General features: G+C 55.6%; 12 protein-coding genes. 5 read left to right on the top strand and 7 right to left on the bottom strand.

Annotated features, from left to right (window positions below):
• Positions 1-339: 339 nt before the first annotated feature.
• Both AB4N48_RS15320 and AB4N48_RS15315 read right to left on the bottom strand, forming a co-directional pair.
• Positions 340-999, bottom strand: coding sequence for an NAD(P)-binding domain-containing protein (locus AB4N48_RS15320; protein WP_122611944.1), 660 nt, complete (start codon positions 997-999; stop codon positions 340-342).
• A gap of 83 nt (positions 1000-1082) precedes the next feature.
• Complete coding sequence (locus AB4N48_RS15315; protein ID WP_122611945.1) at positions 1083-1844, bottom strand: SDR family oxidoreductase; 762 nt, start codon at positions 1842-1844, stop codon at positions 1083-1085.
• 112 nt (positions 1845-1956) lie between these two features.
• On the opposite strand from AB4N48_RS15315, the gene AB4N48_RS15310 reads away from it, so the two are divergent.
• Positions 1957-2541: a TetR/AcrR family transcriptional regulator gene (locus AB4N48_RS15310; protein ID WP_122611932.1), complete on the top strand. Its 585-nt coding sequence runs from the start codon at positions 1957-1959 to the stop codon at positions 2539-2541.
• Positions 2542-4318: 1777 nt separating this feature from the next.
• On the opposite strand, the gene AB4N48_RS15305 is transcribed toward AB4N48_RS15310, so the two are convergent.
• Positions 4319-5239 (bottom strand): LysR family transcriptional regulator, encoded by a 921-nt coding sequence (locus tag AB4N48_RS15305; protein WP_122611946.1) that lies wholly within the window; start codon positions 5237-5239, stop codon positions 4319-4321.
• An 89-nt stretch (positions 5240-5328) separates the two neighbouring features.
• Here AB4N48_RS15305 and AB4N48_RS15300 point away from each other — a divergent pair, with 89 nt between their 5' ends.
• Both AB4N48_RS15300 and AB4N48_RS15295 read left to right on the top strand, forming a co-directional pair.
• Entirely contained in the window at positions 5329-6147 is an 819-nt protein-coding gene (locus tag AB4N48_RS15300; RefSeq protein ID WP_122611947.1) for an NAD(P)H-dependent oxidoreductase, read from the top strand.
• Positions 6144-6434 (top strand): hypothetical protein, encoded by a 291-nt coding sequence (locus AB4N48_RS15295; protein ID WP_122611934.1) that lies wholly within the window; start codon positions 6144-6146, stop codon positions 6432-6434. The genes AB4N48_RS15300 and AB4N48_RS15295 overlap by 4 nt, the downstream gene beginning before the upstream one ends.
• Before the next feature lie 245 nt (positions 6435-6679).
• Here the strand turns inward: AB4N48_RS15295 and AB4N48_RS15290 are convergent, their stop codons facing one another.
• Positions 6680-7072 carry a helix-turn-helix domain-containing protein gene (locus tag AB4N48_RS15290; RefSeq protein ID WP_122611935.1) on the bottom strand — a complete coding sequence of 131 codons (393 nt, stop codon included), beginning with the start codon at positions 7070-7072 and terminating at the stop codon, positions 6680-6682.
• A 214-nt stretch (positions 7073-7286) separates the two neighbouring features.
• On the opposite strand from AB4N48_RS15290, the gene AB4N48_RS15285 reads away from it, so the two are divergent.
• Positions 7287-7748, top strand: a complete 462-nt coding sequence (locus tag AB4N48_RS15285; protein WP_122611936.1) for a Rid family hydrolase — start codon at positions 7287-7289, stop codon at positions 7746-7748.
• Here AB4N48_RS15285 and AB4N48_RS15280 read toward each other — a convergent pair.
• Entirely contained in the window at positions 7745-8752 is a 1008-nt protein-coding gene (locus tag AB4N48_RS15280; RefSeq protein WP_122611937.1) for a LysR family transcriptional regulator, read from the bottom strand. The genes AB4N48_RS15285 and AB4N48_RS15280 overlap by 4 nt on opposite strands.
• A gap of 434 nt (positions 8753-9186) precedes the next feature.
• On the opposite strand from AB4N48_RS15280, the gene AB4N48_RS15275 reads away from it, so the two are divergent.
• A complete protein-coding gene (locus AB4N48_RS15275) occupies positions 9187-10110 on the top strand; it encodes a LysR family transcriptional regulator (protein ID WP_460093872.1) in 924 nt (307 codons plus the stop codon).
• A 131-nt stretch (positions 10111-10241) separates the two neighbouring features.
• Here the strand turns inward: AB4N48_RS15275 and AB4N48_RS15270 are convergent, their stop codons facing one another.
• The gene (locus tag AB4N48_RS15270) at positions 10242-10970 is read right to left on the bottom strand and encodes an aspartate/glutamate racemase family protein (protein ID WP_095180831.1); all 729 of its coding nucleotides are present in this window, start codon (positions 10968-10970) and stop codon (positions 10242-10244) included.
• A 54-nt stretch (positions 10971-11024) separates the two neighbouring features.
• Complete coding sequence (locus AB4N48_RS15265) at positions 11025-12563, bottom strand: NCS1 family nucleobase:cation symporter-1 (protein WP_150635875.1); 1539 nt, start codon at positions 12561-12563, stop codon at positions 11025-11027.
• Between the last annotated feature and the right edge of the window lie 226 nt (positions 12564-12789).

Raw genomic sequence — 12789 nt, 5'->3', positions numbered from 1 at the left:
TGGGGAGTGCGACAAAGCTGCTCGTCGTTGGGGCAGCTTAATCGCTGGTCTTAACGTAGCCACCGGCTTGAAAAAGTGGTAATCACCTTGCGAGATACATAGGCAGGCTCAACTTGCGTTTGGCCGAATTTTCTATCAGCAATAGATAGTCATCTCTGAAGAGATTGAAGCGTCGAAAGCGGGTTCTGAATTGCGAATCCAACGTGAAGGAGCCCGGCTAATCGCATCTCAGATGATGTTGGGTGGCAAACATTTATAGCCAACCTGCGCACGGATGCTTATTTGCTAAATATCGGCGCGTTCGCAGTACAAGGCCTAAGAGACATCAAGGAATGAGGGTCAACCGCCATTGGAGGTAAGTGCAGGGTCTGCCTTGGCTAGATTGGCTTTCAGTTCGTCCTGAGTTTGTCGCTCTTGCCGCCAAGCCGGTTGACCTGGCGCATTACGCCACGACTCGCTCAATGGGCTGTGATCGACGGCGTCAAAACCAAACTGATCATATAGTTGCGCCACCCGTTCCGCAGCTTCTGGAAAGTCACTGGATAGCGCTAGGGCGAGACGCTCTGGTGAGCCCTTTGCGCGGTTCCAGAGCGTGATGCGCGAAGCCCGTATATGCGTGAAAGCCTTTACCACCTTGGAAGCGGGAAGCTGCTCCTGACGCAATTGGTGAGCGGTTTTTTCGTTCGAGTCGATCATCGGATAGTGGCCGTCTCGCCAGATCATATAGTTATTGGTGTCAATGACAATTTTGCCGGCTAGCTCTGCCGCGGGCATGTTGTTTTCCAGCTTAAGGGGTACCGCTATTACGACAAACTCGCCTAGTGCAGCAGCATCTCGGGCAGTAGCAGCGTGCGCGAGTGGGCCTAGTTCGTCGACTAGATCCTTAAGCGTGTCGGGGCCGCGGGAGTTGGAGATGACAACGTTATAGCCGTTCGCGGTAGCGGCGCGTGCAATCTGACTTCCGACTTCGCCAGCGCCGATGATGCCAATGGTAGTCATATACTCTATCCACATTTGAAGACAGCGGCGTGATAGAAGACCGCCGTCCTGCAGGTGTATCTGAAGCGCCAGTATGGTGTGATTTAGATAGCTAACCCACCAGCTACATTGAGCACATCGCCAGTCATGTAACCGCCGTTAGGCCCCGCAAGGAAGCTAATAAGGGCTGATACCTCTTCCAGCGTAGCAATACGGCGGATAGGGTGCAGATCCAGCAGTGCGTCGGGGGCTCCGTCATCGCCTAGCACTTGCGCAGACATATCGGTGGGCATTACGCCGGGTTGGACGACGTTCACCGTGATATTGCGACTGCCCAGATCGCGCGCTACGCCTTTGGCATAACCAATCAGGGCGGCTTTGGAACCGGCGTAGTCAGCTGCGCCCTGAAATGGGACATGGGTACCCAGCAACGAGCCGATGAAGATGATACGACCGCCATTCGATAGAACGGGAGCAGCTGCGCGCGTGACGCTCACCGGCCCCAAGACGTTTATCTGCCATTGTCGGTCGAGGTTCAAGACATCTAGTTTGGGATCGTCAACCGTCTGGCCTTGCACGGCGATAGCGGCGTTGTTGACGAGAATGTCGAGCTTGCCGAAATAAGCGACCACTTTATCGACCAGCGGCTTCGCAGCGGACATATCAGCTTGATCACTTCTGATTGCCAGAGCACGGACGCCCTTGGCCTTTAGCTTCGCAACGACAGCCTCCGCTTTTTCGGCAGATGCCACATAGCTGATTGCAACGTCCGCACCCTGATCGGCAAGACATTGCGCCGTGACGGCGCCAAGGCCGCGGGAGCCTCCGGTCACCAGCGCAACCTTACCCAACAATTGCTTTTGCATATGAAACCTCGCCGATTTGGTAATAAGCATTATGGTAACGAACGTTATGGTTTTGGACGTAATTCGTCAAGTCTATTAATATCGGCCGTTATGAAATTATGGAGGTAGCGGAATGGGACGTCATCGTGAGTTCGACGTAAATCTCGCGCTTGACGCGGCGCTTGCTGTGTTTTGGCGCAAAGGCTACGAAGGTACGTCATATACTGATCTAACGCAGGCGACAGGGGTTGAGCGTCCTGGGTTATATTCGGCTTTCGGCAACAAACAATCGCTCTTTCTGCGGGCTCTTGAGCGGTACTACGACCATCACCTCTCGTTCTTTCGTGCGGCGCTGGAGCTGCCGACGTCACGCCAGGTGGCTCTGCACGTTTTGCGTAGCGCCGTCGAGTTGAATACTCGTTATCCAGAGCACACTGGATGTCTGGGCATCCATGGGGCAATTGCCGGTTCGGATGATGTAGAACCGATTCGGCAAGCGCTTATAGAGGCTCGCGCCGCTGGCGAGTCATCGCTGCGAGAACGCTTCGAACGTGCACAACGGGAAGGGGATTTGCCTGCAACAGCTAATTGTTCGGTATTGGCCGCTTACGTATGCGCCATGCTTCATGGCATGGCGGTTCAGGCAAAGGCGGGTTTTGAGCGGGGAATGCTGGAAATGGTGGTCGATCAGGCAATGTCAAACTGGCCCGCAAATTAGTATAACGGCATGAGGCGGATACGATTAATCCTCCGTTTATACCTGCATTATCCCTTAAAGTTTGCTGTTTCAAGGGCGTAGCTAACACAGATCTGCTTTGGTCGGTTTCTTTCGCTGTGATTTCTAGGCTTTATCGATGCCCCCATTAGACAGCCTTGAGACCGCTATTAGCGTTTAGTGTTTACGACGTCTAGCTGGTTTGGTACGAGTAGCTTTTAATGTCGCCTCTCGGAGCATTCATTCACTTTCAGTGCTGCGTGGTGGCCGGCCATCCGTGGATTGACTTCCCTTTGGCGGCATAGACAAATAGTGGGTTTTCTCAGATGACTCCCTTCGCACTGATGGAGTGGTGTCAGCTGCTGTAGTCAAGAACACTGCATATGGGCTTTGGAGGCTCAATATCAGTGGACTAGAACAAGCGGTCAGGCTATTCGCTGCATTCACTTGGGACGGGCTACAGCCCCCCCTTAACCAAACGCAAGGACGTTATCATGAACCGACATTTGATCCCATCGTTCTTAGGTGCAGCTTTTGCCGGCGCCCTAATCTGGGCTTTTTCGCCTATGGTAACTGGGCACGCGGAACCGTGGGATGCAGATGGCGTATACTACTTCGCAGCCCTCGTTCTTGCTGGACTCGTTTCAGGGTTTCTTGCGCCCAAGTCTATTTGGATGCTGTATCTTGGCAGCGTTACAGGACAGTTTCTGTACCACGTTCTATTCTTTCCGATAGGCCCATTAGTGGTCATTGGGTTGGCATTTCTACTAGCGTGGTCGCTTACATTCTTAGCTGGCGCATATGGTGGCTCGCGCGTGCGTCGTAGGATTCGGACACGCCTTGGCGCGGCTTAACGGTACATTCAAACCATTCGCTTCGCTCACTCGGAACCAGCTAAAGGCGTTTCCATTAACCAAATGTTAAGCGTCAAGGGCACATCGAACCCATGAAAATAACATTTCGTCGTTGATTGGCTGGCCAACTCCGGCTCTGTGCCGGGCATCGCAGATAGCTCTCCTGGTGCGACCTCTACTTCGGTAGCCGACAATGGCTTGGCGGGTGAATTGGGCCAGAGGGAAGATTTCTTCAACTCGACCGAAGCGATGGAAGGTACGAAATACCATCGGGAATCTCAACGACCCGCGTATTGTTTACGACAATGCGGCAGGCAATGGAGTCGCGTTCGAACGCCCTGGTGTTAAAGAGTCTATCCGCGTAACGAATGCGTCGAGACAGGAATCAAGTAACTAAGCGAAAGTCCGACTGCCTTACAGTTCGAGCGGGTGAGGGCTACTGGCGCGACTGAGTGCGCACTAGACAAGATGACACCTAACCTTTCAGTCGAGATGACAAACACCGGCAAGCCGGTATTGGTCTTCCATATCAGACTTCAGCGCCTACATCGGATCGTTACTTCACAGTAGCGTAGAGCTGATTCTCGCCCATCATGACCGTAGCTGTCGGCCAATTTCGTTCCAAAAGTCACTTTGTTCGAACTGCACAAAGTAAATAATGGACAAACTTTCTTCTGTGCTTCGCTAGGCAAAATTTGAGGCAATACGCCTCTGCCGCATTTTAGATCTTAAATCTCAGGGGGCGGTCTTTCGTCGCCGTAATCAAGGCATTTTTTTTATGGGGTCGGGCAGATGCAGACGATCACTAATTCAAGTTCGAAGCCATATCTGGCGCAGGCATCAAATACACCTGCACTTTATGAAGTCAGATTCTCATAATGCGACTAACTACATAGCCAGACTGTTGGATTCAGTTGAACCAGTATCTACTCTGTGAGAATAGATGTCCGAGAACCGGCTACGAGAGCGATTAGCTCCCGCACCCATCTGAAGCCTGCGTGCCCATCCGACCGCTCATGCCAGAACAAGCCAATCGCAAAACCTTCCACCGGCAATGGAGGGGCTACGCACAGCAGTTGCTCGCTGCGACCTTCTACAAGACGACTTGGAACCAGGGCCACACAATCCGACTGCGCGACCAACTCCGGTACTGGAAGGAATGACGACGCTGAATGAACGACGTTACGCCGCAGCCCGCGCGCTACCAAGGCGTGATCCACCGAGGTAGAGAAGCCTCCGCCGCGCAGTGACACCACGACATGTTCCAGCTCCGCGAACTCATCCACGGTCAGGCCCGCGCGCAGGCTTGGATGCCCACGACGCCCGATCAGCACGTAACTCTCATCATAGAGGTGTTGCGAGTGCAGTGCGGGCGGAACCCCGTTCATGTTTATCACGGCCAGATCCACCTCGCCGCGGGTCATCTGCAGCTCCAGCTGTGGTACGTCCAGGATGCGCAGTGCGATGCGGACACCCGGCGCTTCGCGTCGCATGGCGACAACGAGATGTTTGATCAAAACCGCCTGCACGTAATCCGTGCAGGCGATTGATACCGTCAGGCTCGCCGTCGCGGGCTCGAAATTCAGGTGAGTAGTGACGGTCGCCCTTACCTGGTCAAGTGCCTGGCGAAGCGGCACGAGCAGCTCCAAGGCTTTGACGGTGGGCGTCATTCCACGCTGCGCGGGGATCAGAAGAGGGTCGTTGAAGACGTCGCGCAGACGGCTCAACTGAGCGCTGACTGCTGGCTGGCTCAAATGCAGACGGGCGGCAGCCCGTGTCACGTTCTGCTCAATGAGAAGGGCCTCCAATGTCACAAGCAGATTTAGATCAAGGCGTCTGGTATCCATCGATCTTATGTTAGCAGCAAAATTTTGCGATTTCACAGATGGCCCGAGCCCCGCGACACTCCTTCGAAATCACAGCGGAGCTGTCCTTCATGTCGAAAAAAGTACTGATCATCTATGCCCATCCCGAGCCTTCGTCGCTAACGCGGCAACTGGTGGATCTGTCTGTTGAATGCTTGACTGCGCAAGGACACGAGGTCCTGCAATCCGATCTATACGCCATGGGCTGGAAAGCGATACTTGACGAGAACGACTTTCCTCAGCGGGCCAACCCTCAGCGGCTGTCGTTCGGCGCAGAGTCCGCTCACGCCTATCGTCAAGGCTGCCAGACATCGGACGTGGCGTTAGAGCAGGACAAGGTGTTAGTGGCAGATGCTGTTATCTTTCAATTCCCGCTCTGGTGGTACGGTATGCCGGCCATCATGAAGGGTTGGATAGATCGTGTTTGGGCAGCCGGACTTGCCCACAACTTCAAGGATGCAGGCAACACCTATCGCTACGGAGATGGCGCCTTCAAGGGAAAGCGGGCCATCTTGTCGGTCACCGTCGGGGGACCCGCCGCAGACTACTCACCGCGTGGAATCAACGGCCCGCTTGAACAGTTGCTGTTTCCGATTACGCACGGCTCGCTCTATTTTCCTGGATTCGACGTGCTCCCCACGTTTGCTGTTTACGGCACTGGTGGTCTGAATGCCGCTGGAGCTGCTGCCGCCAAGGAGGCTTGGCGCAGCCGTCTAGAGACACTCTTTGAAGAGGACTCGATTCCGTTCCGGCCTCAAGCCGGAGGTGATTACACTCCCGTTCACGAGCTGAAGCCTGACGTCGCCCCCGGCCAGACTGGAATCATGGCGCACATTGCGTACGACGAGAAAACTCAGACGCAGTTACCTGAAACCGAGGTGCTACGGTGAAGACTTTCGTTATCCTAACTCGTCGCGCTGATGGAGCAGCGGATGCCTTCAAACGCCTAGCCGTGCCGGAGGTTCGCCATGTGTGGCAAGGGTTTGCTGATGGCATTGTGAGTGCAATCCATAGACTAGCCGATGGTCCGGGCGCTGCATTTGAGCTTGAGTCCATGACTTTTGAAGAACCTCTTAAATATATTGAAGCACTTCCCTACCTCAAAGAGAATCTTCTGCATGTACAATATTGCGCGCTTAAGCCTTTTTCCGATTACGAGAGGCTGGCGAGTTCCTGATTAGAAAAGTGCAATCGATAACAACCGGCCAAAAGCATTCGTGAATGACCGTTTTGGACCCAAAAGGGGTCCTTGGGGAAAGGCCGCAAACGGCCAAAAGCAGACGCTCGCACTCGACCGTTAACGGCCACTAGCGGGCGATGATTGTGTGTTTACCGTAATGCGACCGAGGCGCCGTTCACATGCGTCGCCTCCTAGGGTTAAGCCTCCAGGTACAACTTAGCTCCGCTATCCAGCTCATCAAGTCACAGCGCAGGCGATTGATTGTTCTGCTTCCAAGCCCGCGGAGTTACACCTTCGGTTCGCACGAATGTTCGACAAAAGTGTGACTGGTCAGAGAAGCCACACTCCAGTGCAATGTCCGCAAGTAGCAATCTCGACGTCTGAAGTAGCTGCTTGCCCCTCAAAATCCGCTGCTCTCGCATCCATTCTTTGGGTGAGACGAGAGTGCTTCTTTTAAACTGACGGGTGAAATGGCTGCGCGATAGCGCACACGCTTGTGAGATAGCTGCCACGGAGATACCTGCGTCCAAGTTATCGAGCATCACCTGCTTGGCGCGCTGGATCTGCCAAGGTTTCAAATGTCCGGTTTGTTTAGCCAAATCTTTAAGTGAGGACGCGCATGTTTCCTTTTTCATCCTGATTCCTTTTTCCCGGTAGCCGGTTGATTAGCTCAATCCAGCGGTCAGTCGATGGAAAAAATTTAACGGAATGCGTGTCGTGACGGGGGCGCAATTTTGCGCTGCTGGAGGCGCAAAATTGCGCATTTTCAATAGTGTTTCCAGTGCTAGCCTCTGCTTCCCGACAACTCGAATCGACGTCATTCGATCCGTCATCTGCAAGGAGAAAGCAATGGCTGCTTCACAACCGCACGGCAAAAACACCGCTTACTGGGGAGTCTCATGGGAGGAGGGCTACGGCTACCCCCAGGCCAGAAAAGTTGGAAACGAGATCTATATCTCGGGTCAGTTCAACCACGATGAGGAGGGTAATCTCGTTGCTCCCGCGCCCCTGAATAGCGAGGGCAAACCGAGCGAATTCTCATCGATAGGAGAGCAGATGCGCGTCTCCTACGACAACATCGCCAAGTTGCTCGCGCTCTATGGAGCAACTCTTAATGATGTCGTCGAAGAAACGCTCTACGTCTTGGATATGGACGCGGCATTCGCCGTGGTAGGTGATGTGCGCAAAGCCGCATATCGCACTGAGCGGCCCCAGTGCGCGAGCAATATCATCGGTGTATCCAGGTTGGCTCAACGTTCACAGCTGATTGAAATTGTCTGCAAGGCTGTCATCGGATCTAGCGCCGACTAAGAGACGCTCCCGGTTTCGCCCTGCGCAACCGGGAGATTCAGCTGCCCTTCGATCAAAGGCTTTTGATGCGCTACGGCTGCTGCACAAAAAGTCATGAATGCTTTGACTCTCCATGACTTTCGAATGTCCTGATGCGTAAGCAGCCAGAGCTCGTCCTGTAGCTCGCGCACAACTGGCCCTACGCGTGTTAACCCAGGCGTAATGTCACCCAGCATGCACGGAAGAAACCCATAACCAAGTCCTGCTGCAATGGCGACGCTCGCGGCCGCGACTGAGTCCGTACGATAAGAAATACAGTCGGCGCTGACTCTGTCTTCGACGTAGCTTTTGGCCTTCAGTCCACATAATCCTGCGGAATAGGACACCCACGGTTGGCCTTCTGCGAACGGGGCACTAGTCGCTTGTTTTATGCTGCCATAAGGCGCCCATGCGATCGAAGCGAGCTTGCGCCCGACTAGACTTTCGGCAGGTTTTTTGGTCGCTCTCACCGCTACGTCAGATTCATCGCGAGCCAGACTTAACGTCTCGTTGCCAACCAGAACCTCGATGGCAATTCCTTCATTAAGTGCCTTGAAGTCGGCGATGATCGGCGTGAGAAAATACAGCAGCAGGGAGTCGCTGGTAGTGATCCTAAGCTTTCCAAGCAGCCCTTGACCTGCCCGAGAAACCCGACGTGTAACGCTGACGATATCAAGCTCGACGCGTTCGGCGAGCGCTCTTAATTCAATACCTTCGGGCGTCAGCATGTACCCAGAGCGGCGGTGGTCAAATAAAGCGACTCCAAGTGTCTTTTCCACTTGAGCCACACGACGCGATACGGTGGATACATTGATTCCCAACCGCTTAGCAGTCGTGGCTCTGTTGCCGCATTCGCTTAGCGTTTTGATGATCCGTAAATCGTCCCAAGAAAGCCGACTTACAGCCTCGCTTAAATTCTGGGTGACGCCGGTTGGTACGGGCGGATTGATTGAAGCTTTTTTTGATGTTGGTTTCACGCCACGCATCCCAAACTAAGGTTGCTCATCATACGAAATGGCTGGAGGCGAACCAAGGAGTCAAGTGCACAAGCGGACTCGACCCGAGCAACCGGCCAGGATGTTCGGGTTAGATAGGGTGGCGTCAGTCGTTCGGGCGAGTATTAAGCCTTTACCATTTCCCCTGACCAACTTCGTCGTGCAGCTTTAATCACTTCATTCTAATCAGTCGAACGTCCGCTTTTGGCCGCCAGCCGCCGTTCGTAATCCGCACTGCTTGACTAGAAGCATTACCCTCACTAGCTCCCATTTCCTGCAGTCGGTGGCAGCGCACCTTGTTAAAGGCTTTCAGCGCTCCTTCAATTTAAAATGTAATGACTCCATTTTAGATTCTAATGACCGCCGAAGCCGGGTAGACCATGATTGCTATAGTCTGTGTAAACCAGAAGTTTATAGTGGCGATCATGGAAACGTTCAGCAGTATCGAATGCTTTGTGCGCAGCGCCGAAGTCGGCAGCTTTGCCGAAGCCGCGCGACGCTTGAGCCTGACCCCGGCGGCGGTCGGCAAGAGCGTGGCGAAACTGGAAGCGCGGCTTGGCGTGCGGCTGTTCCAGCGTAGTACCCGCAGCCTGACGTTGACCGAAGCGGGGCAGCTGTTTTTGAATGAAGTCAGCGCCAGCCTGACCACCATCCAGAATGCCGTGGCCAATCTGGCCAGTGCCGGCGGGCAACCGGCCGGCACGCTGAAAGTCAGCATGGGCACGGTGTTCGGTCGTCTGTATATCGTGCCGCTGCTCGGTGAGTTCTTGCGGCGCTATCCGGCGATCAACCCGGACTGGCATTTCGATAACCGCCAGGTCGACCTGATCGGGCAGGGCTTCGACGCGGCGATTGGTGGCGGCTTTGAACTGCCACAAGGCGTGGTTGCGCGCAAGCTGACGCCGGCACATCGGGTGTTGGTGGCATCGGAGGACTATCTGCAAAAACATGCGCCGATCAGCCATCCCGATGACCTCAGGCAACACGACGGCATTCTGATTCGCTCACCGCAGACCGGGCGCGTGCGTTCCTGGCAACTGACTCACCGCGATCAGCAACACAGTCCGCTGACATTGCGGGCGCGGATGACCATGAGTGATTCCGAGGCTGCCTGTGCAACGGCGATGCAAGGTTTGGGCATTGCGCTGGTGAGCATGCCGTTTGCGGTCGCGTATGTTCACGCAGGGACGTTGCAGCGAGTGCTGCCTGACTGGTTTGTCGATGACGGCAACATTTCGATCTATTACGCCGAGCACAAATTGTTGCCGGGCAAGACCCGGGCGTTTGTGGATTTCGTGATTGAACAGTTTGCTGAGCAGGGACTGGGGCGTCGGTTTAGTGCTATCTGAGCCAGGCATCAAACCGAGTTGCGGCTATCGCGGGCAAGCCCGCTCCCACAAGTTTTGAGTTGTTCACACATCTTGCAAACAACACAAAACCCTGTGGGAGCGGGCTTGCCCGCGATGAACGATAACTCGGTCTATCGAGCAAAGCGCTCCGCCCAACCAACAATGTTCTTCGGCCGTGGCGTCGCATAAGTGCGCACCTTGGACGTCGACAACTTCAAACGCACCAGCGACTCGGCAATCATCACGGCGGCTGTCACGCCATCCACCACCGGCACGCCGGTGCGCCGGCGGATCTGCTCGTCCAGCCCGGCCATGCCGCCGCAGCCCAGGCAAATCACCTCGGCCTTGTCCTGGGTCACCGCCAGTTCGGCCTGCTGCACGATCGCTTCCAGCGCGCGCTGCGGTTCGTGTTCAAGCTCCAAAACCGCCAGACCACTGGCGCGCACCGAGGCACAGCGATCCCACAGACCGGACAATTTCAGCCGATCCTCGATTAGCGGCACGGTGCGATCCAGTGTGGTCACCACCGAGTAGGCATGGCCGAGAAACATCGCGGTGCTGGCCGCCGCGTCAGTGATATCCACCACTGGCACGTTGAGCAGTTCCTGCAAGCCTTCGCGGCCATGTTCGCCGTAGCCGGCCTGGATCACCGCATCGAAGGGTTGATCGTAAGACATCACTCGATCCATCACGGCGATGGCGGCCAGGTAACTTTCGAAATTGCCTTCAATCGATTCGGCGCCGAAGTACGGCGTCAGGCCGACGATTTCGGTACCGGGCGAAGCGACGGCCTGCGCCGAGCGGGCGATGGCGTCGGTGATGGATTCGGTGGTGTTGACGTTGACCACGAGAATACGCATGGAAAATCCTTATTGCGGGCAGTGGTGCGGCCCGAAAACCGGGCCGCGAAGGGATCAGTGGCTGACGTTATCCACAGCGATGCACTCGCCGCTGACGTCGGCGTAATGGGTGTGGCGTTTGGCGACGATCAGGTAAAGCATGCCGGCGATGCCGGCACCGATCAGCCAGGAGAACGGTGAGACGCTGTGGAAACCGGGCACCAGCGCCAGGATGATGGCGATCAGCGCTGCAGGAATAAACGCCGCCACCGCGCGGAAATTGATGCCACGGCTGTAGTAATAAGCGCCGTTGGGATCTTCGCTGTAGAGCTGCGGCACGTTGATCCGGCCTTTGCGGATCAGCCAGTAGTCGACCATGATCACCCCGTACAACGGGCCGAGCAGGGCGCCGAGGCCCGACAGGAAATACACGATCACCAGCGGGCTGTTGTAGAGGTTCCACGGCAGGATCAGCACGGCGATGGTCGCGCTGATCAACCCGGCGCGGCGGAAGGTCAGGTACTTCGGCGCCAGGTTGCTGAGGACGAACGCCGGGGCGACGAAGTTGGCCATGATGTTCACCGCAACGGTGACGATCAGAAAAGCCAGGCAGCCGAGCACCAGAAAGAACGTGTTGGGGATTGAAGCGATGATTTCGGTCGGGCTTTCGATGATTCGCCCGTTGATCTGGAACTGCGCGCCACACAGCAACACGGTAATCGCGGCGAATACCAGAATGTTCACCGGCAAGCCCCAGAAATTTCCCACCTTGATGGTTTTGCGGCACGGCGAAGAACGGGCGAAGTCGCAGAAATTGAGGATCAGCGTGCCGTAGATCGCCAGCCACAACGCGCCGCCGGCAAAGATGTTGCGCCACATCTCGCCACCGGTCAGCGGCTCGCGGATCGACCAGGCAATGGTCGCGTTGGCCTGGAAGTACATCCACCCGGCGAGCGCAGCAACGGTCAGCAGAATCACCGGCCCGGCAAATGCCTCGTAACGGCGCACCATCTCCATGCCGTAGGCGAGGATCGCCAGTTGCACCAGCCAGATTGCTACAAAGCACACCCAGCCCAGACTCGACAGGCCCAGAATTGAGTCGTGATCGTATTCGGCAAAGCCGGGATGCACGGCGGTCAGCAGGACGCGGAATACCACCGAGGCGAGGTACGTCTGAATACCGAACCAGGCGATGGCGATAACCGCCCTGATCAATGCAGGAATTTGCGCACCGTGGATGCCAAAACTGATCCGGCTGATCACCGGAAACGGCACCCCGGTTTTCTGCCCCATGTACCCGGACAGGTTCATGAAGAAGTACACCAGCGCCGCGCCGATCCCCAGTGACAAGAGGATTTGCCAGCCGCCCAGACCCAGTGCATACAAGCCGATGGCGAACGAGTAGTTGGCGATGTTGTGCACATCATTCGTCCACAGGGCGAAGATGCTGTACTGGCCCCAGCGCCGCCCTTCGGCTTTGGTCGGCGCCAGATCGCTGTTGTGCAGACGCGGGCTCAGTTGCAGCGGCTCGCTCAGTCCGTCATCGGGCAACGGTTGATCAAGCGTGGAGGAGGGCAGATTCAGCGCGATGTTATTCGAAAGACTTGTACGCATTCCGGCAGGCTCCTGACGTTCACTCCCGCGATGACTGTGCATGAGCGCTCAGGCTCGACAAATCTTCGTCGCGGCGGTGAAAACATCACTGGTTACGGGGCATCTGCAGCCTGTACGGGATAGGGCGCTTCAGGCTTGCGGATCGAAAGTGTGCATGTTTTGCAGTTTTGTATACAAAACATGTATGCGATAAAGCCAGATTTGTGCCAGTTGCGAATCTATAAGC

Source organism: Pseudomonas sp. S2_C11, assembly GCF_054668395.1.
The sequence above is the reverse complement of the archived record's forward strand: the minus strand, read 5'-3'. Positions and strand labels throughout refer to the sequence as shown.